The sequence below is a fragment of the Tabrizicola soli genome (assembly GCF_015999335.1).
Lineage (GTDB): Bacteria > Pseudomonadota > Alphaproteobacteria > Rhodobacterales > Rhodobacteraceae > Tabrizicola > Tabrizicola soli.
Map to the genome: position 1 here is coordinate 80242 of NZ_JAEACP010000020.1, position 20734 is coordinate 100975.

Here is a 20734-nt window from a genome sequence, read left to right on the forward strand (position 1 = left end):
TCTCCGGACCTGTCGACCGCGCAATTTCGGTGCAAAGCCTGTAAGTGCATGGATAGAAAGGGATACTTTACGGGCGCAATTCTGCACTTCGATCTTGGGACCTTTCGCGAGAAGGGTCATAAATCGAACCGGTGCCAGCTCCCGGGGGACCGTCGTCACCTCAGCTCCCGGTAAGCTGAGGAACCGGTAGTTCGTTCAGCTCCCGCCGGGCCTCAGGCCAACTCGGATAATGCTCAGAAAGCAGAGCAAAGAACCGGGCGCTGTGCGTCGGCTCGGAAATATGGACCATCTCGTGAACGATTACATACTCCAGCAAGTCGCGCGGTTTCTTCACGAGTTCAGTGTTCAGCCGAATGCTGCCTGCCTTCGAGTTGCAGCTTCCCCACTTGGTTGTCATCCGCTGCAAAAAGTAGCGGTGGACCTTAACGCCCATGCGGCTTTCCCATTTGTCGATGATGGGCGGGACTGCGCCATGAAGTAGCTTCAGATGCCAAGCGTGAATCACATTGGCGCGTCCGTCGCGAGATGTTCCGGGGCGGACCTGGAGATGGATCGTGCGGTGATCCAGTCTTACCTCAGGCTTGGCGTCGAGCTCTGTCACACGGAGAAGATGGCGCCGTCCCCAAAGGTAGTGGGTTTCGCGACCGACGAATGAACGTGGGGCTTCCCTCGCCTGCGAGCGGAGCTGCGCTTGCTGCTGCCGGATCCATCCAATTCTTGTGATCGCGTATGCGCGCGCAACGTCAATTCTGGTCGAAGTAGGGGTCACAAGCGTGACGCGTCCGTCCGGCGGGTGGACCGACAGGTGGACGTTCTTCACGTCCTTCCGGGTCACGCTGATTGTGATGTCGCCAATCTCGATCGACTCTCCCATCAATACCCCTGTTGGTTCTTGATGATCTCGAACATCGCGAGGGTTGCTTCTCGATCTCGGTTGAAGAGCGGGAAGAGCACGTTCTTGACCTCTCGCTCGCGAACTGGGTCACCCTTCCAGCCGGCAGGGGCGTGTTCGCGGATTGCACGGTCGATTTCAAGGGCGAGTTCCGCCCTTTGTTCTTCATCGGCTGGGCAGGTGAACTTGTGAGCAGGCAGACCTTGGAGGTTGTTGAACACCACCGTAGCCTCACGATTTCCGTAGAGGCCGGCAGGCAAGTCCGGACCTGCTTCGCGCGCCGCCAGCTTTCGAACCAGCTCTTCGGCTTTTTTCAGAAACGCCTCGTAGGCTTCCGCACTATCGCGGCTCTGTTTGATCAAATCCTCAAGGAGTTTGGACATCTCATCGTAGAAGCGCGGGTCCGTAAGCTGATCACGAATAATGGTCTTTCGGATATTGTTTATGATACCCTCAGCGACCGCCTTCTTTGACAGCTTGCCCTTCTCGTTGAGCTGTTTTGCAATAGCGTCGTGAATGCCCGTCTCGATGATGGCTTGCGTGAGCGAAACGTTGGACAATGCACCAAGCGTCTGTGCTGGGTCCGCCTGAATATAGGTGTTCAGGAGATGCCGCATGTCGGCTTCGTAAGGCTTAATGTCGAGTTCTTCGCCGGAATGTTTCTTGATGGCGGCCCTGAGGTCACTGTAGAATTCAACCTCCCGCTGGATGTCCTTCTCCTCAGGCGGGGTATAGCCAGCGTCATCGAGATTCTGAGCAATCGCTGCATAAGCGCGGACAAAGGATGCGACTGTCTTGTAGAATGAAACCCTGAGCGCCTCAGTCTCGTTCAAGGCGTTCGGGTCTCCGGCATCGCCACAGAAGTATCGCAAGAACTGCTCGATTTCCCTCGGAGGGGCCACTGGCGCACACAGGTAGTGAAGCGCTTCCCGCGCCCCGTCCAGGCGCGCCCTACCTTCCTCGAGCCAGTTCTTGATCTCGACGTTGTTTTCTCCGCCGGCCCCTTCATCAACATCCAGCTCATCCGAACTATAGACTGCGATCGCGTGCTGGACGTCGCCGAATAGCTCCTTGAAGTCGACGATGTGACCATAATCCTTGTCGTCGCCGTCGAGCCGGTTGGTCCGACAGATCGCCTGAAACAGCGTGTGATCCCGCAGCTTGTCGTCAAGGTAGATGTAACTGCAGCTCGGCGCGTCGAAGCCGGTGAGAAGCTTGGACACCACGATCAGCAGCTTCATGTTCGCCGGCTCTTCGATGAAGCGCCGCTTGACCTCGGTCTCATAGGCTGTCGTGCTCTGGCCGCCCTTCAGGACGAATTTCGTGTAGGTGTCGTACTTGTACCGCTCGTCGCTGTTGGCGGGCTCGCGCGAGATTGCATTGTGGTTCGGCTCGAAGGACGTGACGATGCCCACATGCGGCCCGAGCCGGGTGCTCTGGAACTCGCGGTAGAACTCGCAGGCGTCGCGGATCGAGGCCGCTACTAGGATCGCGGTGCCTCTATCGTCGCTCAGCCGCGGCTTCAGATCGAAGTCCTGCACGATCTCGGCGACGATCCGGCGTTTCCGTTCGGTCGCGCTGAGCAGCTCTTCCATGTTGGCCCAGCGCTTCCGCAGCATAGCCTTCTGGAAGTTGTTGAGGTTCTTGGTCTTCTTTTCGAACCACGCATCAATAGCGGTCGGGCTCGTCATGCGCTGCGGTACGTCGCGCGCTTCGTATTTCAGGTCAAGCACGACCTTGTCTCGGACCGCCTCCTGGAACTTGTAGGTATGGATGTAGGTGCCGAAAACCTCGCGCGTGGTCTCGCGGTCCTTCCGCAGCAGCGGGGTCCCGGTGAAGCCGATGAAGATCGCGCCTTCGAGCCAGCGCTTCATCTGCTTGTTCATGTCGCCGCCCTGGGTACGGTGGCACTCGTCGACGAACACGTAGAAGCGGCCGGTCACACGCGGCGGAGGGCCTGTCAACTCTGTCGTGTCGAACTTGTGGATCAGCGCGCAGATCAACCGGGGTGACGGCGCGCCCAACCAGCTAACAAACTCATCGCGGCGCGTCACCCGGGGCGATGGCGCATCGGCAGCGACCACGCCCGCGTTCCGCATCACGCCCTCGATCTGCTTGTCGAGCTCGTCGCGGTCTGTGATGACCAGCACGCGGGCATCGGGTTCGCGTTCGAGGATCCATTTGGCCAGCAGCACCATCAGGATGCTCTTGCCGGAGCCCTGCGTGTGCCAGATGACGCCGCCTTCGCGCTTGGCCAGCCGCTCCTGTGCCAGCTTCACGCCGACGAACTGGTGTTGCCGGGGGACCTTCTTGATGCCCGCGTCGAAGATCACGAAGTTCCGGATCAGGTCGAGCAGCCGGTCCTTGCGCAGCATTTGCTCAACGGGGCGGTCGAGAAGCGCACCGGCCGCCAGATCGCCAGTCGGCGGGTCTTCGTCGCGCCATTCGACGAACAGCGTTTCGGGCGTGCCGACCGTGCCATAGCGCAGGCCCTGCGCATCGCTGCCTGCCAGCAGAAGCTGCGCGGTGGCGAAGAACGGGGCGTTGAAAATCTCGTCCTGGTTGGAAATCAGCTGCCGGATGCCGTCGCCGATTTCGACCGACGAGCGTTTCAGCTCGATCACCGCGACGGCGAGGCCGTTGAGGTATACGACCAGATCGGGGCGCCGTTCGTGGCCTCCCTTCAGGGTGACCTCCTCGGCGAGGGCGAAGTCGTTGGCGGCGGGGTCCTCCCAGTCGATCAGGTGCACCGTCTTGTGCGGGGCGGCGACGGAGGTCTGCACGTCAACGCCGTAGCGCAGCAACGTGTATGTGCGCAGGTTGGCCTGATAGAGCGTGGTGCCGGTCACCTCGATCGCCTGCATCAGGCGCGTCAGGGCCGCGTTGATTTCCGCGTCGGAATAGCCGCGGGCGGAGAGATTGGCGCGCAGCAGGTCGGGCTCGACGCAACGGTTGTTCGGACGGCCCGACCAGTCGCCGAGGTTCCGGTAGCCGAGGCCACCCTTGTCCTCGGGCGTGGTGATGTGGGCCGCCAAGCGATCCTGCGTGACGCGCTCGCTGCGGGGACGTTCAGGCATGAGCGGCAACCAACTGAATGTGAGTGTCTTCGGATATACTTTGGCCGCTTGCCCCGCCAGTGAGCAGCGCCTGCATCATTGCGTGCTTTAGCATCCGGCTCTTCTCGAGCCGGGCTTCGAGGGCCGCTATCTCGGCGTCCATATCGGACAACACATTGGAAATCGCCATCTGCTCGTCGGGATCAGGGAGTTCGATCTCAGCGCTAGAAATGTGCTTCCTATTGGTAGCATAGACTTTTGTGCCCGCTGCCAATCTACGGAGGTGTGATGAGAAATCAGGTATGTACTGCAAGTAGCCCTTAAACCCATCGACGAGAACGTTCTTGTCGAACCGCGCTGCAATTGTGTGCTGGCCGGCAACTACCTCTATTTCTGCAGCTCCAGAAATCTCAAGAGACTTTCCTACCCCTGCCAGGTCTTCGGAGGCGTCTACAAAAACCAGATCGCCATCTTGAAGCTTTACGAGGCGCGATGCTTCCGCAGACGGCAGGCGCGGCATGTTCGCATTGCGCAGGTCAAGCCGAATGGATGAAGCGACGTGAATGTCCCCATAGTGGAGATTGCGCACAGGGTCATTCACCGTCAGCTGAGCGCGAGAGTGAACGCCATTGCGAATGAATGTAACGTGATCACCGAGCTTCACCTTTCGCCACGGCTCGGAGAATCCAGGGAGTCTCACGTGACCGGTGAGTAGGCCGATGGCCGCTTGCTGCCTTGCGTGGCCGGTGGTCGCGCCAATTGCAGCCAGATGCGCGGCCACGCGGGCGGAGAGAGCCCTAGCCTCACTTTCCAACTCATGCAGAGGCTTAGCGTAGCGTTCGGCGAGCCCCTTGACCCGGGTGGACAGGGCTTGTGCCACATGCGCCACCTCATCGGTTACGCGCGCCTCGACGGTGTCGAGCCACTTGTCTGAAACAACCAGAGTCTTGGCCTCGTCCTCGGTCAGCGTGCCATAGCGGGCGTGCACCTCCTTCCAAAGGGCCTCGTCCGCCGCCTTGCGCTTCTTCTTCGTGGTGTCGAGCGCGTCCATCACTTTCAGGTAGGCCATAAGCGCCTGCCGCTCGTCGGCCAGATCCGGATCGCGACCGATTTCCTTCAGCCGGGCCTTCAGCGCCTTCGCGGTGATCTTCTGCTTGTCACCTTCGCCCTCGATCACCTCGGCCAGCAGCCCGTCCTCGCCTGCGCCCTCTTCGAGCTTTTCGGCAAGGTCTTGCTCCAGTTCCGCGATCCGCACGTCGAACGCATCGATCTCGGCCTGCTCGGCCGCGAAGAACCGCGCCACCATCAGGCGGGCCGGGATCAGGTCCGAGGTGAACCGCCGCCGCTCGAGGACGTAATCGCCGGGCTCTGGCCAGGCGAGCTTGCCATCCTTGTTCTTGCGCTTGACGATCTCGCGCGGCTTGGCGCCAGCGACCCATCCGGTGGCCGCGATGACATAGGAATCGTCCTGCAGCGCTTCGGCCCAGTAGTCCATCAGGTGCTGGTACACGTCATAAGGGTCGACCAGCGGCACCTTGCGGAAGACTTCGAGCAGGTCCTCGGAAATGGTTTCGATCAGCTCCTTCGGCTGGTCACCGGGCGCGAAAGCCCGGCAGGCCGCATCCGCCCGGCCCCGCCAAGCAGTAAAGGTTGCCGCGGCGGCAGCGGTGAAGGTGCGGAATTCCGCATGCTCCTCGATGCCCGGCTTCACCTCGGCAATCGGGCGGGTCAGCGAAAGGTATCCGGGGCGGAGGTCTTCGAAGAGTTCCCCGCGCAGCGACGGCATGACCTTCCACCAGCTGTCCAGCGCATCGATGTCCCGTTTCGGGATGCCGCCCTGCAGATGCGCGTCGATGTCATGGATATCCTCGGGTTCCGAGGTGTCGATGTAGCGCGCCAGGTTCAGATTGAAGGCGTTGCGCGGGTCGGCGATTTCGTCGAACGGCACCATGCGCGCGTAGCCCGGAACATCGGCGCCCTTGCGGAAGGTGTCGACGATGCGGTGGATATCCTGCTCGCGCAGTCGGTTCTTGGCGCCTTCCTTGCGGAACCCCTTGGACGCGTCGATCATGAAGATCCCGCGCCGGGCCGTGGCGTTTTCCTTGTCGAGCACGACGATACAGGCGGGGATGCCGGTGCCAAAGAACAGGTTCGGCGGCAGACCGATGATCGACTTGAGGTAGCCGGACTTGATCAGCGCCTCGCGCAGGTCGGCCTCGGCATTGCCACGGAACAGTACGCCATGGGGAAGAATGCAGGCGGCCTTACCGCTGCTTTTCATGGTACGGATGATGTGCAGCAGATAGGCGTAATCGCCCTGTTTCTTGGGCGGAGCGCCCCATTCGAACCGTTTATGCTTGTCCGCAATGGCGCCCTTGTCGTCATAGCTGAAGCCGGTGCTCCATGCCTTGTCGGAGAACGGCGGATTGGCGACGACGTAGTCGTATGTCCGCAGGCGCTCCCCCTCGAGGAACTTGGGGGTCGTCAGGGTGTTGCCCGCGACAATCTTCGCCGTCGGGAAGTTGTGCAGGATCATGTTCATGCGGGCGAGACCAGCGGTGGTGACGTCCTTTTCCTGGCCTTCCAGTGTGATCCGCTTGCCGGCCTCGGCCGCGACTTTAAGGAGAAGAGAGCCCGAGCCGCATGTCGGGTCGTATGCGGTGGTTCCGGCAACGGTGTTTTTCGGCGAGATGCCGATAACCTTGGCGATGATTCGGCTGACCTCCGACGGGGTGTAGAACTGCCCCTTGCTCTTTCCACTTTCGGTCGCGAAATGGCGCATCAGATACTCATAGGCGTCGCCAAGAATATCATCATGGTCCGCGCGGTTCTTCGCGAAGTTCAGATCCGGGCTTGAGAAGATTGCAATCAGACGACCAAGCCGGTCAACGCGGTCATTGCCTTCGCCAAGCTTGTTCGGATCGTTGAAATCGGGGAAATCCGTTCGCGCCAGCATTTCATTGGCATCAACAAGCGGCTGAATGACCTGGGTATTGATCAGATCGCCAATATTCGGGTTTCCCGTTAGGGCCGCCATGTCATTGAAGCTCGCGCCCTTTGGAATAATGATTGGCGGCTCCAAGTCATCGCTGTCGCCGTACTTGTCAGAAACATATTTGATAAACAGCATGAACAGGACGTAGTCTTTGTATTGACTCGCATCCATTCCTCCGCGCAGCTCGTCACATGAGGCCCAGAGCGAGGAATAAAGATCTGATTTCTTAACTGCCATTTCGTCTTTTCGGCCCCATGTCGCCGAAGAAGGCCATGAGGGCTCTTCGGGTTGATTGTGGTTTTACGGGCCAGAGTAGCGATCAAGGGGGCCGCCTTCCAGAGCCAACTGCCATGGAGCGGCGGTGGCTTACGTTGCCAGAACGCTGTGGCGGCTACGAATGATCGTGGTCGAGCTCGATTGCCGCCCCTTGGCTCATCCACTCCACCGGGAACGGCTCTAGCACCCGCGCCAGTGACACCTCCGGCCGCTGCCTTCCGTCCAGGATCGCCTCAACGATGTCTGGCGCCAGCAGGGTCAGGCGTAATACGCGGGCCATGTAGGTGAAGGCGATCCCTTCGTTCTCAGCCAGTTCGGAAATCGACGCGAACTCGCCCGACTCCAGCATCCTCTTCCAGCGGAACGCGCGGGCCAGCGCCTTGATCAACGTGTTGTCGGCCCGCCGTGGCTGCACGGCTCCCTTCGGCAGCTGCATCTCCTTACGCCCGCCGCGTTTAACGACGCGGAACGGTATGTGGAGCGTGACAGTCTCGGGGATCGGCCTGCCGCGTGTCATGCTGCTTCTCCGATCCCACCGGACAGCATCTCGCGCGCAAGGCCGCTCAGCCCATCGACGCGCAGCCGGACGTTCAACCCGTCTTTGCGCATGTCGACGCGCTCAACCAGCATTGTCACGATGCGTGTCTGCTCGGCGGGGAACAGTTCGTCCCACAGCGGATCGAGCTGCTGCAGGGCCGCGCGGGCGTCGGATTCGGTGATGCCGCCGGCGTGGACGCGTGCAGCTTTCCACGTCCCCGCCACGATCTCCGGCTGGCGAAACACGGCACGGAGTTGGTCGATGACCGTGGCCTCGATCTCTCCTGCTGGCACGCGGCCAACGGGGCATGACCCGGCACCGTACTTCAGCACTGTCTGGCTGACGTAGTAGCGGTAGAGCCTGTCGCCTTTGCGCGTATGGGTCGGCGAAAACGCGGCACCATCGGGACCGAAGAGCAGCCCCTTCAACAGTGCGGGCGTCTCGGCACGGGTGCGTCCGGCGCGGGTGCGCGGGCTTTCCTGCAGAATGGCATGGACCCGGTCCCAGGTCTCGCGGTCGATGATGGCGTCGTGCTCGCCGGGGTAGCTCTCTCCCTTGTGGACCGCCTCGCCGATGTAGGCGCGGTTGCCGAGCATCCGGTAGAGGTACTTCTTGTCGATCCGGTTGCCGCGGGAAGTGCGGATGCCACGCTGGCCGACCTCGCGGGCCAGCACCGTGCAGGAGCCAATCTCGATGAAGCGGGCGAATATCCAGCGCACATGCGCGGCGGCGTCCTCATCGACCAGCAGCTTACGGTTCTCGACACGGTAGCCGAAGGGCGGCACCCCACCCATCCACATGCCCTTCTTCCGGCTCGCGGCGACCTTGTCGCGGATGCGCTCGGCCGTCACCTCCCGTTCGAACTGGGCGAAGCTGAGCAGGATGTTCAGCGTCAAACGCCCCATGGAGGTGGTCGTGTTGAACGACTGCGTCACCGAGACGAAGGTCACCCCGTTCCGGTCGAACACCTCGACCAGTTTGGCGAAATCGGCCAGCGAGCGGCTGAGGCGGTCGATCTTGTAGACCACCACCACGTCGATCAGCCCGTCTTCGATGTCAGCCATCAGGCGCTTCAGGCCGGGGCGTTCCAACGTGCCGCCGGAGATGCCGCCGTCGTCATACTGATCGCGGACCAGCACCCAGCCCTCTGAGCGCTGGCTGGCGATGTAGGCTTCGCATGCCTCGCGCTGGGCGTGGAGCGAGTTGAACTCCTGCTCCAGCCCTTCCTCGGAGGATTTCCGAGTGTAGATCGCGCACCGGAGTTTCCGGACCATTCCTGATTTTGCAGGGGCCTTCGTCATGTCCGCGCCCTCCGATTCTTGAGACCGAAGAAGACCCACCCGTTCCAGCGAGTGCCGGTGATGGCGCGGGCAATCGCGGAGAGCGACTTGTAGGGCCGCCCCTGCCATTCGAACCCGTCTTTCGTGACAGTCACCACCTGCTCCACGCCCTGCCATTCGCGAAGGAGCCGGGTGCCGGTGATCGGGCGATCGCGATCGAGGCGCATGCTGCGCTTGTTCTTGTCGCCGCCGTCAAGTTCCTCGCCCAGCCGTTCCAGCCGCCGGACGGTCTCGGGTTTCAGCCCGCCATAGGCGAGTTCCTGGATGCGATAGGCGATGCGGCTTTCGAGATAGCGCCGATTGAACGGCGGCGGGTCGCTGTCGAACAGGTCGCGCCACTGCTTCTTCAGGTCGGGTGTCGGCGTGGTCTGCAGCGCGGCCAGGCGTGCCGGGATGGGGTCGTGGTTGGTCATGCGGATCTCCGGTGTTCACGGGTTGCATGACCACTCCGGTCGGGCGGGAAGTGTAGCGAACTTTCTCCGGTGCGGTCGGATAGTTCGCTTGACTGCCGCTGCAGTAGGCGAACCAGGCCGCGAGCAAGGATGCGGCACAACTCAGCGCGGCGTTCGGCGGGGGTCATCAAGGCAGCCGGGTAAGGGTTCATGCTTCGTCCCTCCGGGCTAACACAGGCCGAAGCGCGATCCCGAGCCATCCGCGTGAACGGTCGACCTTGGCTGGACGGAAGCCGCGTTCGCGCAAGGCTTCGCCGAGCGCCTTCTGCGATCCCCGTGGCTGACCGGAGCCTTCAGCCCAGGAGGACCAGCTGGCGTAGAGCGCTCGGGAGGTTTCCTGTGCCTCCGAGCCCGTGACACACGCGTCCTCGATCCACTGGCCCACAGCATCTTCGTCTTCGAAATAATCTTCTGCCGCGGCAAGGAGCGCCGCCGGTGGCTGTAGACCGAGACGCAGCCATTCGGCGCAACCTTCAAGAGCCCAGGCAAGAATGCCGCTGCGCTCTGTGAGCAGCTTTTCCATGAGATGCGGGTCGCGCTCCCTTGCCGGGATCGTCACCGTGAAGGGCACCAGGTGCAGTCGGCGCCGCATGGCTTCACCGGCCGAGGTCAGGGTGGGACGATGATTGCCTATGACCAAGAGTTTGAACTGTGGCGTGAACTCAAAGTGGTCCTTGTGCATGAAGTTCGCGCGGATCTTCTCGCCACCGGTCACCATCTTGATGCGCGCCTCGGCCCAGGCTTGGCCAGCTTCCGTCTCCGGAACGCTGACCAGCCGTGCGCCGCGCAGCCCGGCCAGTTCGGTCAGGTGCCGGTCGGTCTTGGAGGCCATAAAGGTAGATAGCGTCGCCGTGGCCGCGTATTCGCCTAGGGCAGACGTTAGCGCCTGGACGAACACCGACTTGCCGTTGGCGCCACTGCCGTAAAGGAAAAAGAACACCTGCTCACGGGTCGAGCCGGTCAGGCAATAGCCCGCCAGACGCTTCAGATAGGCCTGCAGATCCGCATCGCCGGCGGTGATCTCCTCGAGGAAGGCTAACCAGCGCGAGCAGGTGCCGCCCGGCGCGGTGCTAGTAATCTGGGTGATCAGGCGATCGGGCGCGTGCGGCAGCGTCTCGCCGGTTTCGAGATCGATGATCCCGGACGGCGTGTTGAGAAGCATCGGCGCACTGTCCCAGTCAGGAATCGACGTAGCGAGGCGGGGATCGGCCGCCGCAATGCGCAGGGCCGCGGCGATGGTTTTGTCGCTGGCGATGCGGCGGGCCTCGCTGGGCGTCCGTGCTGATGCGGCTGCCACGCGGCAGATCCGGCGCATGTCCTCGCGGACCCGCGCCACCTCGTCGCGCTGCCACCGACTGCCGGTCCATGCGAGCCAGAAGCCCCAAGCGCCAACATAGCGCCAGACATCTGCCATTTCGGCGGCGAAGCGACCCGCGAGGGCGTCGTCACTGAACTCAGGTGCCTCGACCTCCGCCATGTCTGTATCTGAGTCCGGAAGCGGCATCGTCCCGTGATTGGCAATGTCACGCCGCAGCAGGCCGTCGAACTCGTACCTCAGACGATCATCGCCCCAGGGCGGCACTATGCATGCAACATTGTAGTTCACGACATGAGTCCAAGCCACCTCCAGGGTGCAGCGGCCCTGGCGGACCATGGCAAGCCAGTGGCCGATCACTTTGGAGAGCGCATCGAAGCGCGTCACCGCATCGACACCGCCGGCTCGGGTCTGGGTCAGCATCAGATCCCCTGCATTCGGCCCGGTTCGACGCTTCAGTTGCGGCACGGCTCCGCCGGAGGTGGCGATCATTGGCGGCAGGGCTTCAGCGGCCGCGATCAGGTCATCGAGTTCATACTCGTGGTGGGTTTGGGCGCGGATCCGCACGGGTGACTGACGGCCGAACTTGCCATGGATGCTGCCCGGCACGCGGATCGGCTGATGCAGGCTATCAAAGGAGGGGTCTGCCCCGATCCGGGCGGCGACCCGTTCCCGCAGAGCCCGGACGCGATCGAGATCGTCGCCTGTCGCAGCCTCGGTGAGCCGCCAGTACAGATGGCACTTGTCTTGTCCGTCGTTGGTTCGTCCACCGGAGGCCACCTCCAGCGAGGGGAGCGGCAGATAGCGCGCCAGATGCGCCCGGATGGCATCGATGTCGCCTTGGTCGATGTCGACGAGGAGCACTCCGGTTTCGACAATGTCTTCGGCTCGTGCGGACCGCGAGTTGGCAACCGTGCCCGGAACGACGTAGAGGCCGCGGGAGTGGCTGGCAGCCCATGGTGCGAGAGCTTGGAGTTTGGCGGCCAGTTGCTCCGGGGAGCAGAAGCGGACCATCGGTTGCTGCGTGGGCGTACCGGTTTCCGCGAAGAGCCGGATAGGGACCAGGCCGCCAAGGTAGCCGAAGACCATTTCAGCATAGGTCGCGATGGCCGCCGGATCGACGGTGGGGTCGCTGCTGGATTGAGGTGCGGAGGTCATTGCTGCGCCTTGCCGACACGGCGCATGCGGGCCTCGAATGCCACGACATCCTCAAAGTGATAGAGGACTCCGCCGCCAATCTGCAGCCAGGCCGGACCATAGCCCTCCTTGCGCCAGCGCTGCAGAGTGCGCACCGACCTAGCCCATCGTGCCGCCAGGTCCCGCTCGGTCATGAGAACCGACTGCGTTGGTTGCAGAGCCTGTATCGGTGTCAGCGTCATGGCGATCCTCCTCGGCTTGAGGAGAAGCATCGCAGAAGACGGCCGTCCGTAGGTTCCGGCGGCATGACACGCGCGGCAGGCCAACGTGACAAAGATCGAAAGAAACTACAATAAAATCAATGTGGTCAAGAGTGTTGACGTGACATCATCCACTTTGTCGTGACATCGGGGCTGCCTGAGGTGATTCTTGAGGCGGCACATGGGGCGTCGCCTCGGACTTCGCCAGCGGCCGGATGTCGGGATCCAGCCGATAGCCGCGGGCCTTTTTGGATTCTATCAGCAACGGCAACGCGGGGGGCGCGCCGACCAGATCGTGATAGAGCTCTGCCAGCGCCTTGCGGCAGCGCTTTACCCCCTGTGTGATGGTTGTTTTGGCAACGCCAACTCGCTTCGCAAGGTCTCCCTGAGCAATGAAGCGATGGGCATCCCGCGACAGCCCAGCGGCGCGATCCGCATCAAAATCCGGCTTCAGCTCATGCGCGACCCTTGCCGGAGCGCCCTGGAGCGTGCCGAGGCCGCGGATATCGATCACGGGGATCCGGCCATCATGGGTGAAGGTGACTTCCAGAGGATGATTGGGATTGAAGACGAGATCCGGAGCATCGGAATCGACCTGGGTGCGAGGCGCGGGCGCGCGCGCTTCTGCACGGGGATCTCCCACGCGCTTTGGGTCGCTCATGTCTCCGCCCGCAAGATGCAGTCGCAGGAGCGCGGTCTCCGGCAGGCTTTGACGCGCCAGCGGACCGGCCTTGTCGGTAATGGCCCGCTCGAGAACACCTGTCACCGCCCGTCCATGGCGCTGCTGAAGATCGAATACTCGCTCGACGATTTCTCGCTGCGGCAGGTCAGGATATCCGCGGGCAATTCGCAAGACCTCCTGGCCAAAGACCTTCATGAAACCCGCGGCGTCGAGGGATGGCAGCCGCGCCGCATGACGTGTCCAGTCGAGCGCCATAGTCCTTGACCGATCACTCTCGCGGGCCCCGAAAAGGACATCGGTCGCATACATCTCATCCGGCTCCTCGGTCTGGAGACCCGCGGCCAGGATCGCGAAGCGCCGATCGAGGCATTGCGAGCAGGTGCCGCAATGGGTGTGGAGTCTGTCCTGCTCACGTACGCTGGTGCAGCTGACCGCGTGGCGAATCTGGCGGGCTTCGCCATGATCGGCAATGCGGCGCACGACCTCCGTTTTTGTCATCCACTGGTAGGGATTGTGGATTGGAACCGGTGCGGATCCGATCAGGGCCATCAACTCGTTGAGCTTGCGCAGTGTCAGCGGATGGGTGGTGCGGGTGGCCATGGTGCCGACGACCTGCGGGCTGATCAGCAGGTTGTGACTGACGATGCCATTCTCGTAGAAGCTCACCTGGCTTGCCCCGAGCATGCGCGCCACCGTCTGGCCCAGAGCCGCGAAGAGGAAGGACCGAGAGCGCTGGGTCGCCTCCCGCGCTTCGCTGCCGACCCGATGGGCCGCCACCTGGATGTGGAGCACGCGGCCGGGGAAACGACGGACGAGATACTGACCCAGCTGCTGCTGCCGGGTCGCGACCTTCTGCGAGGAACGATGGCTGACCAGCGCCACGCGGCCGGTTCGGGTCGACAGCCATTCGAGTGCGCCCGCAAAGGAGTCGAGTCCGCCGGAGAACAGGATCACCTCATCGGCAGCAAAAGCGCCCGAGGCCGGATCGAACTGCAGGAAACCTTGCTGCTGGCCTTGCTCAGGACGGGGCACGAATTTGAAGGTGACGACGTCGTCGGTCAGGAAGGTTACGGCGTCAGTGAGCGCGCTAGTCACTTCGGACCGCGACCAGAAGCCGGGATCGCGCACCGGGATGCTGAAGTCGAAGTTCCGGTGCCAGGACTCGCCCATATCGGGACGGGTCGCTCCACCCCGCACCACGCTGCTGTCGGCGGCGAAAACGGTGCCGGCGATTTCGATCAGATCCTCTAGATGCGGCGCGATCGGGCTGACGAGCGTTGCCGCAATCCGTTCCGACTGCAGCTTGAAGGTGGGGTTCGACCCATTCAAGCGGATCCGCAATGGCTTCTCCGTCGGGCCGCGGGTGACGATGGCCTCACTCATCGGCATTCCGCTTGCGCCGCAGCTCCTCGGTGATCTTCTTCATGGCGACCGCCCCGAAGGCCGCCGCCTGATGACTGTCGATCCGTCCACTCTCGTGCAGGCGCTTGCCGTACCAGCCGGGAGCGAATTCCCGGATGATGCGTGTGGCTTCATGGGTGTATTGACCGAGCGCGAGATCGAAGGCGCCGCGTGCGCCGGCGTCCGACATGCGCCGGCCCGGACCGGTCTGTGATGCCAAGGTGCGATCCAGCCAGGAGGAAAGCGTATCGGAGAGCAACCGTCCGAAGAACGCCCGGGTCAGACCTCCGATGCCCTGCGGTCGCGACAGGCGCCGGGCCTCGGTGCGCACATCTTCCGCAGTGGTGTCGAAGAGGCCGGGCAACGCACCCCCGATCTGCTCGCCCAAGGTGGCGATGAGCGCCCTTCCGGCCAGTTCTCCGAAGTCAGTGCGGGTGCGGGACGTGCGGGCAACCGCGTCAAGCCGGTCGCCAGCAGCGGCTATGATGTCCAGAAGCTCTGGGTGGCTCGCCACCTGCAGATCGAGGTCCCGCAGCGCGGCTCCGAAATCCTCGGAACGTGCTGCGAAGGGTATCATCAGTAAAAGCCGCACCGCCTCGACGAAGACTGAATTATCGACGGCCGCCGCTAGGTCCCGTTCCGCAGCGATGGCACTGGCGGCGAAAACGGTCTCGTCATCGGCGCGGTCCTCCAGAAGGCTGACCACCTCGCGCCATTTCTTCGTCTGCGGCAATACGCCGAGGTGGATATGGCCCATGTCCCCTGCGCCCTTCGGCGTTGCGCTTCTGGCCGCAGTTCACCCGTCGTCAGGCGATCTGTCAAACACAGAACACACTTCAGGAGGAGAGCGCATGGGACAGTTGGGACAGATGTGACGCTACAAAACCATTTCTCCTTCACCCGCGCGCGTGAAGGAATTAGTCCTTTCTACTGTCCAATCTGTCCCACTTGTCCTCGTGTCGCTGATTGTCGCGGTTCTGCGCGAAATAGGAATTAATGTCATAATTACAAATAGATAAGTCTCTGTTATACTTCCCGCATATCCCCCAGAGACACCGCTTGTTGCGGACCGGGGGGGGAGGCGGCATGGACGGCACGGCAGAGATCGCAATCGACTACCGCCCGATCGAGGGCCTGATCCCCTATGCCCGGAATGCCCGGACGCATTCGGATGCGCAGGTGGCGCTGATCGCCGGCTCGATCCGGGAGTATGGATTCACCAACCCGGTGCTGGTCGACGGGGAGAACGGCATTATCGCGGGCCACGGCCGGGTGATGGCGGCGCGGAAGCTTGGGCTGGCGCGGGTGCCGGTCATCGAACTGGCGCATTTGACCGAGGCCCAGAAGCGGGCCTACATCCTCGCCGACAACCGGCTGGCCGAGCAGGCGGGCTGGGACAAGGCGCTCCTCGCGCTGGAACTGGGTGATCTGCGGGACATGGCGGTGGACCTGACGAGCCTCGGGTTCGAGGCCGGCGAACTGGATGCGCTGCTGCGGTCGGGCGAGGCGGACGAGCGGGAAGACGAGATCCCGCCAGTTCCGACACATCCCGTGTCGCAGCCCGGCGAGCTTTGGCTTCTGGGCAATCACCGGCTGATCTGTGGTGATGCCACGGATGCTGGAACCGTTGCCCGCGTTCTCGCCGGTGTTCAGCCGCACCTGATGGTGACTGATCCGCCTTACGGCGTGGCGTATGACCCTGCCTGGCGCAACGAGGTCGGCGCAGCGAAGACGAAGCGCACCGGCAAGGTCCTGAACGATCACCGCGCGGACTGGCGCGAAGCCTGGGCCCTGTTCCCCGGCGACGTGGCCTATGTCTGGCACGGAGCCCTGCACGCGACCACGGTGGCCGAGAGCCTCATCGCGAGCGGCTTTGCCATCCGCAGCCAGATCATCTGGGCGAAGGAGCGCCTGGTCCTGTCCCGCGGGGACTACCACTGGCAGCACGAGCCCTGCTGGTACGCGGTCCGGGAGAAGGCCACGGGCCATTGGTCGGGGGATCGCAAGCAGACGACGCTGTGGCAGATCCCAAGTCGCGACCAGGATGCCGCCACCGTGCATGGGACGCAGAAGCCGGTCGAATGCATGCGCCGGCCGATGCTGAACAACTCCAGCCCCGGCCAGGCGGTCTACGAGCCCTTCTCTGGATCGGGGACCTCGATCATCGCGGCCGAGACCTGCGGGCGCCACTGCCACGCCGTGGAACTGGACCCGGCCTATGTCGATGTCGCCGTCGAACGCTGGCAGGCCTTCACCGGGAAGGAGGCCGTGCTGGACGGCGATGGTCGCGGCTTCGCGGCTTTGCGGGCGGATCGTCTGATTGCCGAGGTGACGGCATGAGCGGCGTGACGATGTCCCCCCGGGGGGAGGGTCAAACTCTGGACGCTTGCGGATCGGGACCGGCGGGGGGAGGAACATTCTCACGCGCGCGAATTTGCCGAGGGGGGGTCTTGGCACGATGACATCCCTCTTAGGCCAGATTCCTGCACGTCCGCACATGCCGATCCGGAAGCCGCAGTCGACAAATTCCGCAGTCGGAGGCGGCCATGAAGGGGCGTAAGCCGAAGCCCAGCCACCTGAAGCTTCTCGAGGGCAATCCGGGGCACCGACCGATCAACCAGCGGGAGCCTCGCCCCAACCCAGGCCTGCCAACCTGTCCCGCGCATCTCAACCCGTCCGCCAAGGCGGAGTGGAAACGGCTGGTGCAGGAGCTGCAGGCGGTCGGGATACTCACCCGGATCGATCGCGCGGTACTGGCAGGCTATTGCCAGTCCTGGGGGCGCTGGGTCGAGGCCGAACGCAAGATGAAGGAAACCGCGCCCTTGATCCGGACGCCTGCCGGGTATGTGCAACTCTCGCCTTGGCTCACCATCGCCAACCGGGAGCGGGAATTCATGTTGCGCTACATGGCCGAGCTCGGCCTCACGCCGTCTTCGCGCACCAGGCTGAGCGTTTCGCCGCAAGGCGCGTCGCCATGGGAGGACGATCCGGCGCTGGAGTTCCTTACATGAGCGCCGTGGAAGACACTGGCCCGACGCGACTGGGGGGCCGTCCGCTCACGACCCTGACGGATGCGCAGCGGGCCGAGGTGGAAACGCTGTCCGCGGTGCTGAATGCCGAGCAGATCGCGGACTTCCTGGGTATCGGCCGCACCACCTTCTTCGCGCTCCTGAACCGCGACGAGGACCTATCCGAACGCTATAAACGCGGGAAAGCTCGAGCCATCGGTGCCGTTGCCCAGAGCCTTGTCACCAAGGCGCGCGCCGGCAATGTCACGGCGATGATCTTCTTTCTGAAGACGCAAGGTGGCTGGCGCGAGACGCTGGAAGTCGCCACCCCGCCGGCTGCGCCGGAAAGCATGATCGATCTGACCCGGTTGAGCGACGAGACGCTGCAGGAGCTGCTGGCCGTCCTGGAGCGGGGCCAGACGGCGGAAACCATCGAACTGGAGAAGGACAGGGCAAATGACCGCTGGTCAATCAGCTAGCGCTTCGGCCTTCGAAAGCCTCACGGGCACAATCGTGGGCTTCCTGCTCTCCGTCTGGGTGCAGCGGTTCCTGTTTCCCGCGCTGGGATATGAGCTGGCCCTGATCGACAACTTCATGGTGGCGACGGTGTTCACCCTGATCTCCTTCCTGCGCGGCTATGTCATCCGGCGCACCTTCAACGCGCTCAGGGACCAGTTGCCATGAGCGGCCCACCCCGCAAACCCACCGCCTGGCGCCGCATGGAGGGCAACCGTGGCAAGAAGGCGTGGAACCGGGCCGAACCTGTGCCGCCCGAGGGTATCCCGGATTGCCCCGACCATCTGAGCGAGGAAGCCCGCACGGAGTGGCACCGGCTGGTGGAGACGCTGGTCGGCATGGGTGTGATCTCCATCGTCGACCGGGCCGTCCTGGCCGCCTACTGCCAGGCCTATGGCCGCTGGGTCGAGGCCGAGCAGAAGCTGAAGGAGACGCCGCTCCTGATCAAGACACCCTCGGGCTATGTGCAGCAATCGCCCTGGCTGACGGTGGCGAACCGGCAGATGGAACTGATGGGCCGCTACATGGCGGAGATCGGGCTGACGCCGGCGTCGCGGTCGAGGATCGTGGCCTATGCCGATGCCGCCAAGGCCGAGGACCGCGTGGACCGGATCGAGATGGTGGTCGTCTGGAAAGGCGAGGACGGTGTCATCTACGAGCAACCCATGGATGGCTCCGGCCCCAAGGTTCCCCACGATCCCGACCGGGAGCCGGTGCGGCGCAACCTCCTGAACGGTAATCTCTGACTTCCCAAGTGAAATCAACAATTTGACTACGAGACCGCGCGCTTCTGGCGTACACAACTGCGCAACGAACGTTACGCAGTTGTGTACAGGGGGGCGGGAATGGCGGCAGGGCAGCGGCTGGTGGCCTATGAGCGGGTCTCGACTGCGCGGCAGGGGGCGAGCGGGCTTGGGCTTGAAGCACAGCGCAAGGTGATCGATGACTTCGCGGCATCGCGCGGCGCGGAGGTGCTGGCGCGGTTCACCGAGGTGGAAAGCGGGCGGAAGGCGGACCGGCCGGAACTGGCCAAGGCGCTGCACCTGGCGAAGGTGACGGGGGCAACGCTGGTGATCGCCAAACTGGACCGGCTTAGTCGAAACGCGGCGTTCCTCCTCGCCCTGCGCGACAGCGGGGTGCGGTTCGTGGCCGTGGACATGCCAGAGGCTAACGACCTGACGGTTGGCATCATGGCTCTCGTTGCCCAAGCCGAACGCGAGGCGATCTCGCGGCGAACGAAGGAAGCCCTCGCCGTCACCAAAGCCCGTGGAGTGAAGCTCGGGAACCCGAACGGGGCGGCGAGCCTTCGCCGGGCCGCGAAAGGCGGGGCCGCGCTCAGGGCGGCGGTATCGGCGAATGCGGCTGCCTTTGCGGTGGATCTGGCGCCAGTGCTCGCGGATATCCGGGCTGCGGGGCACACGTCGCTGCGGGCGATTGCGGCGGAACTAACAGCACGCGGGATACAGACGAGGCGAGGTGGGCAGTGGAATGTGGGGAATGTCAGGGGGGTGCTGATCAAAGCTAAATGAACGCCGCAGGCGACCGACATGGGATTCTTGGCCTCTACGGCTCCAACGCCGCTCTTGCTACCACCCTGGCGCTGGCCGCAGCGATCAAGTGTATCGGCATCGGCTTCCAACGCGGGACGCACACCCGTTGGCAGTTGGTCGCAAACGACGACACCGGTTCACCGACCCTGACCGACATGGGGGCGAGCTTTGCCATCGCCACGGGCGGGGTGCTGACCCTGTTCATCGCCGCGCCGCCGAATGGGTCATCCGTCTGGGTGCGGGTGGTCGACGAAGTGTCCGGCGCAGTCTTCGAGCAGGAGACCACCGCCGATCTGCCCGCCACCACGCAATTCCTGTCGCCGCGGCTGTTCCTGAACAACGGCGCGACGGCGGCGGCGGTCGCTTACGATTGCTCGGGGGTGTATGTGGAGACGGACTACTGATCCCGAATCTTTCAAAACAGGCGCCAGCAAGCTTGCGGTGAAAGGACCGGCGCTCGACAAAGCGCAGGCGCTGCGCAACCGGCTGGTCAAGCCGCTTATCGTTCGTTCGGCCTATCGCAGCCCTAAGCACAATCGCGCCGTCGCCGGCGCGATCCGCTCGAATCACATGGAGGGCGCCGCTTTCGACACTGCGATGACGAACCACGACCCGACGGCGTTTGAGGCTGCGGCGCGTCGCCCTCGTGATCGCAACGAGCTTGCTCAGCGGCTGCGCGACGGTTCGTTCTGAGGACGGCAGGCTCGCGACGTGCCCGCCTGTGGTCGAGTACGGCCGGGAGTTCCTGGCGCGGGCGGCAAAGGAACAGGCCCTGCTGCCGGAGGGCTCTGCGATCGCGGAGATGTTGAGCGACTATGCTGTGATGCGAGACCGGGCGCGAGGTTGCTTTCGCTAACTTGCGGCTTCTCAATCAAATACGCATGTCGCGCATTCTCTCCGGTAACTCTTCATCGTCGTTTTCTGGCGAGCCAGAGGCTTTCCGACGAAGCAAGTCGCCGTGTATCCCTCTGCCATCTGGCTCCGTCTTCAGTGATATGCAATCACTCGGACCGCTAACTATTTCTTCTTGTGCTCGCCAAGATTGGTCAAGGCTTTACCCTTCGTGAAGTCGGCTGTTGCAACGACCTTTTCCTTCACCCTCTTGGGCTTCTTCGCCTCACGGTTCCCGCGTTGCTTGTCACCTTTGGACATTTCGGTTCCTCCTGGTTCTGAGTTTTTTCTGAAGCAGTGCTCGGTGTTTGTTTTCATTAACACCGTGGATTGGTGTCCGGGGGCTCCTGCCCGCGGGACGCCGCCGTTCACATCATTCCGCCCATGTCGGGCATTTCGCTGCCGGCACCGGCCTTCTCGGGCTT

18 protein-coding genes and 1 pseudogene are annotated in these 20734 nt (G+C 63.2%); 8 read left to right on the forward strand and 11 right to left on the reverse strand.

The window, feature by feature from the left end; all coding sequences use genetic code 11:
* Window positions 1-160: 160 nt before the first annotated feature.
* The 10 genes from I7S92_RS17970 to I7S92_RS18015 all read right to left on the reverse strand — a co-directional run bounded on the left by I7S92_RS17970 (window position 161) and on the right by I7S92_RS18015 (window position 15101).
* Window positions 161-874, reverse strand: a complete 714-nt coding sequence (locus I7S92_RS17970; RefSeq protein WP_197646809.1) for a M48 family metallopeptidase — start codon at window positions 872-874, stop codon at window positions 161-163.
* On the reverse strand, window positions 874-3969 hold the full coding sequence (locus tag I7S92_RS17975) for a type I restriction endonuclease subunit R (RefSeq protein ID WP_197646811.1): 3096 nt from the start codon (window positions 3967-3969) through the stop codon (window positions 874-876). The genes I7S92_RS17970 and I7S92_RS17975 overlap by 1 nt, the downstream gene beginning before the upstream one ends.
* Complete coding sequence (locus I7S92_RS17980) at window positions 3962-7180, reverse strand: type I restriction-modification system subunit M (protein WP_197646813.1); 3219 nt, start codon at window positions 7178-7180, stop codon at window positions 3962-3964. The genes I7S92_RS17975 and I7S92_RS17980 overlap by 8 nt, the downstream gene beginning before the upstream one ends.
* Before the next feature lie 154 nt (window positions 7181-7334).
* Window positions 7335-7736 (reverse strand): hypothetical protein, encoded by a 402-nt coding sequence (locus I7S92_RS17985; protein ID WP_197646815.1) that lies wholly within the window; start codon window positions 7734-7736, stop codon window positions 7335-7337.
* Window positions 7733-9058 carry a recombinase family protein gene (locus I7S92_RS17990; protein ID WP_197646817.1) on the reverse strand — a complete coding sequence of 442 codons (1326 nt, stop codon included), beginning with the start codon at window positions 9056-9058 and terminating at the stop codon, window positions 7733-7735. The genes I7S92_RS17985 and I7S92_RS17990 overlap by 4 nt, the downstream gene beginning before the upstream one ends.
* Window positions 9055-9510 (reverse strand): DUF2924 domain-containing protein, encoded by a 456-nt coding sequence (locus I7S92_RS17995; protein ID WP_197646819.1) that lies wholly within the window; start codon window positions 9508-9510, stop codon window positions 9055-9057. The genes I7S92_RS17990 and I7S92_RS17995 overlap by 4 nt, the downstream gene beginning before the upstream one ends.
* Before the next feature lie 187 nt (window positions 9511-9697).
* Window positions 9698-12022: a phage/plasmid primase, P4 family gene (locus I7S92_RS18000; RefSeq protein ID WP_197646821.1), complete on the reverse strand. Its 2325-nt coding sequence runs from the start codon at window positions 12020-12022 to the stop codon at window positions 9698-9700.
* Entirely contained in the window at window positions 12019-12243 is a 225-nt protein-coding gene (locus tag I7S92_RS18005; protein WP_197646856.1) for a helix-turn-helix transcriptional regulator, read from the reverse strand. Before I7S92_RS18005 ends, I7S92_RS18000 begins: the two co-directional genes overlap by 4 nt.
* Window positions 12244-12388: 145 nt before the next feature.
* The gene (locus I7S92_RS18010) at window positions 12389-14326 is read right to left on the reverse strand and encodes a 7-cyano-7-deazaguanine synthase (protein WP_197646827.1); all 1938 of its coding nucleotides are present in this window, start codon (window positions 14324-14326) and stop codon (window positions 12389-12391) included.
* On the reverse strand, window positions 14319-15101 hold the full coding sequence (locus I7S92_RS18015) for a hypothetical protein (protein ID WP_197646829.1): 783 nt from the start codon (window positions 15099-15101) through the stop codon (window positions 14319-14321). The genes I7S92_RS18010 and I7S92_RS18015 overlap by 8 nt, the downstream gene beginning before the upstream one ends.
* 329 nt (window positions 15102-15430) lie before the next feature.
* Between I7S92_RS18015 and I7S92_RS18020 the strand changes: the two genes are divergently transcribed.
* The 8 genes and pseudogenes from I7S92_RS18020 to I7S92_RS23530 all read left to right on the forward strand — a co-directional run.
* Window positions 15431-16684 carry a site-specific DNA-methyltransferase gene (locus I7S92_RS18020; RefSeq protein WP_197646831.1) on the forward strand — a complete coding sequence of 418 codons (1254 nt, stop codon included), beginning with the start codon at window positions 15431-15433 and terminating at the stop codon, window positions 16682-16684.
* Window positions 16685-16890: 206 nt separating this feature from the next.
* Window positions 16891-17355, forward strand: coding sequence for a phage terminase small subunit P27 family (locus I7S92_RS18025; protein WP_197646833.1), 465 nt, complete (start codon window positions 16891-16893; stop codon window positions 17353-17355).
* A complete protein-coding gene (locus I7S92_RS18030) occupies window positions 17352-17831 on the forward strand; it encodes a hypothetical protein (protein WP_197646835.1) in 480 nt (159 codons plus the stop codon). Before I7S92_RS18025 ends, I7S92_RS18030 begins: the two co-directional genes overlap by 4 nt.
* A complete protein-coding gene (locus I7S92_RS18035) occupies window positions 17809-18036 on the forward strand; it encodes a DUF7220 family protein (RefSeq protein WP_197646845.1) in 228 nt (75 codons plus the stop codon). Before I7S92_RS18030 ends, I7S92_RS18035 begins: the two co-directional genes overlap by 23 nt.
* A complete protein-coding gene (locus tag I7S92_RS18040) occupies window positions 18033-18614 on the forward strand; it encodes a phage terminase small subunit P27 family (RefSeq protein WP_242070270.1) in 582 nt (193 codons plus the stop codon). The genes I7S92_RS18035 and I7S92_RS18040 overlap by 4 nt, the downstream gene beginning before the upstream one ends.
* Before the next feature lie 99 nt (window positions 18615-18713).
* Entirely contained in the window at window positions 18714-19397 is a 684-nt protein-coding gene (locus tag I7S92_RS18045) for a recombinase family protein (RefSeq protein ID WP_197646846.1), read from the forward strand.
* A complete protein-coding gene (locus tag I7S92_RS18050) occupies window positions 19394-19822 on the forward strand; it encodes a hypothetical protein (RefSeq protein WP_386002367.1) in 429 nt (142 codons plus the stop codon). The genes I7S92_RS18045 and I7S92_RS18050 overlap by 4 nt, the downstream gene beginning before the upstream one ends.
* Window positions 19823-19868: 46 nt before the next feature.
* Window positions 19869-20057, forward strand: a pseudogene (locus I7S92_RS23530) (D-Ala-D-Ala carboxypeptidase family metallohydrolase); the annotation flags it as partial.
* 378 nt (window positions 20058-20435) lie between these two features.
* Here I7S92_RS23530 and I7S92_RS23055 read toward each other — a convergent pair.
* A partial coding sequence (locus I7S92_RS23055) for a hypothetical protein (RefSeq protein WP_206761116.1) occupies window positions 20436-20734 on the reverse strand: 299 nt, incomplete at its 5' end.

Bases quoted from the DNA above. Each gene is read 5' to 3' on its own strand.
- I7S92_RS18015 (WP_197646829.1), bottom strand. From the start codon at position 15,101: ATGGGCCATATCCACCTCGGCGTATTGCCGCAGACGAAGAAATGGCGC.
- I7S92_RS18045 (WP_197646846.1), top strand. From the start codon at position 18,714: ATGGCGGCAGGGCAGCGGCTGGTGGCCTATGAGCGGGTCTCGACTGCG.
- I7S92_RS18030 (WP_197646835.1), top strand. From the start codon at position 17,352: ATGAGCGCCGTGGAAGACACTGGCCCGACGCGACTGGGGGGCCGTCCG.
- I7S92_RS17975 (WP_197646811.1), bottom strand. From the start codon at position 3,969: ATGCCTGAACGTCCCCGCAGCGAGCGCGTCACGCAGGATCGCTTGGCG.
- I7S92_RS18050 (WP_386002367.1), top strand. From the start codon at position 19,394: ATGAACGCCGCAGGCGACCGACATGGGATTCTTGGCCTCTACGGCTCC.
- I7S92_RS18035 (WP_197646845.1), top strand. From the start codon at position 17,809: ATGACCGCTGGTCAATCAGCTAGCGCTTCGGCCTTCGAAAGCCTCACG.
- I7S92_RS17970 (WP_197646809.1), bottom strand. From the start codon at position 874: ATGGGAGAGTCGATCGAGATTGGCGACATCACAATCAGCGTGACCCGG.
- I7S92_RS17990 (WP_197646817.1), bottom strand. From the start codon at position 9,058: ATGACGAAGGCCCCTGCAAAATCAGGAATGGTCCGGAAACTCCGGTGC.
- I7S92_RS17985 (WP_197646815.1), bottom strand. From the start codon at position 7,736: ATGACACGCGGCAGGCCGATCCCCGAGACTGTCACGCTCCACATACCG.
- I7S92_RS18010 (WP_197646827.1), bottom strand. From the start codon at position 14,326: ATGAGTGAGGCCATCGTCACCCGCGGCCCGACGGAGAAGCCATTGCGG.
- I7S92_RS18020 (WP_197646831.1), top strand. From the start codon at position 15,431: ATGGACGGCACGGCAGAGATCGCAATCGACTACCGCCCGATCGAGGGC.
- I7S92_RS17980 (WP_197646813.1), bottom strand. From the start codon at position 7,180: ATGGCAGTTAAGAAATCAGATCTTTATTCCTCGCTCTGGGCCTCATGT.
- I7S92_RS18025 (WP_197646833.1), top strand. From the start codon at position 16,891: ATGAAGGGGCGTAAGCCGAAGCCCAGCCACCTGAAGCTTCTCGAGGGC.
- I7S92_RS18000 (WP_197646821.1), bottom strand. From the start codon at position 12,022: ATGACCTCCGCACCTCAATCCAGCAGCGACCCCACCGTCGATCCGGCG.
- I7S92_RS18005 (WP_197646856.1), bottom strand. From the start codon at position 12,243: ATGACGCTGACACCGATACAGGCTCTGCAACCAACGCAGTCGGTTCTC.
- I7S92_RS17995 (WP_197646819.1), bottom strand. From the start codon at position 9,510: ATGACCAACCACGACCCCATCCCGGCACGCCTGGCCGCGCTGCAGACC.
- I7S92_RS18040 (WP_242070270.1), top strand. From the start codon at position 18,033: ATGAGCGGCCCACCCCGCAAACCCACCGCCTGGCGCCGCATGGAGGGC.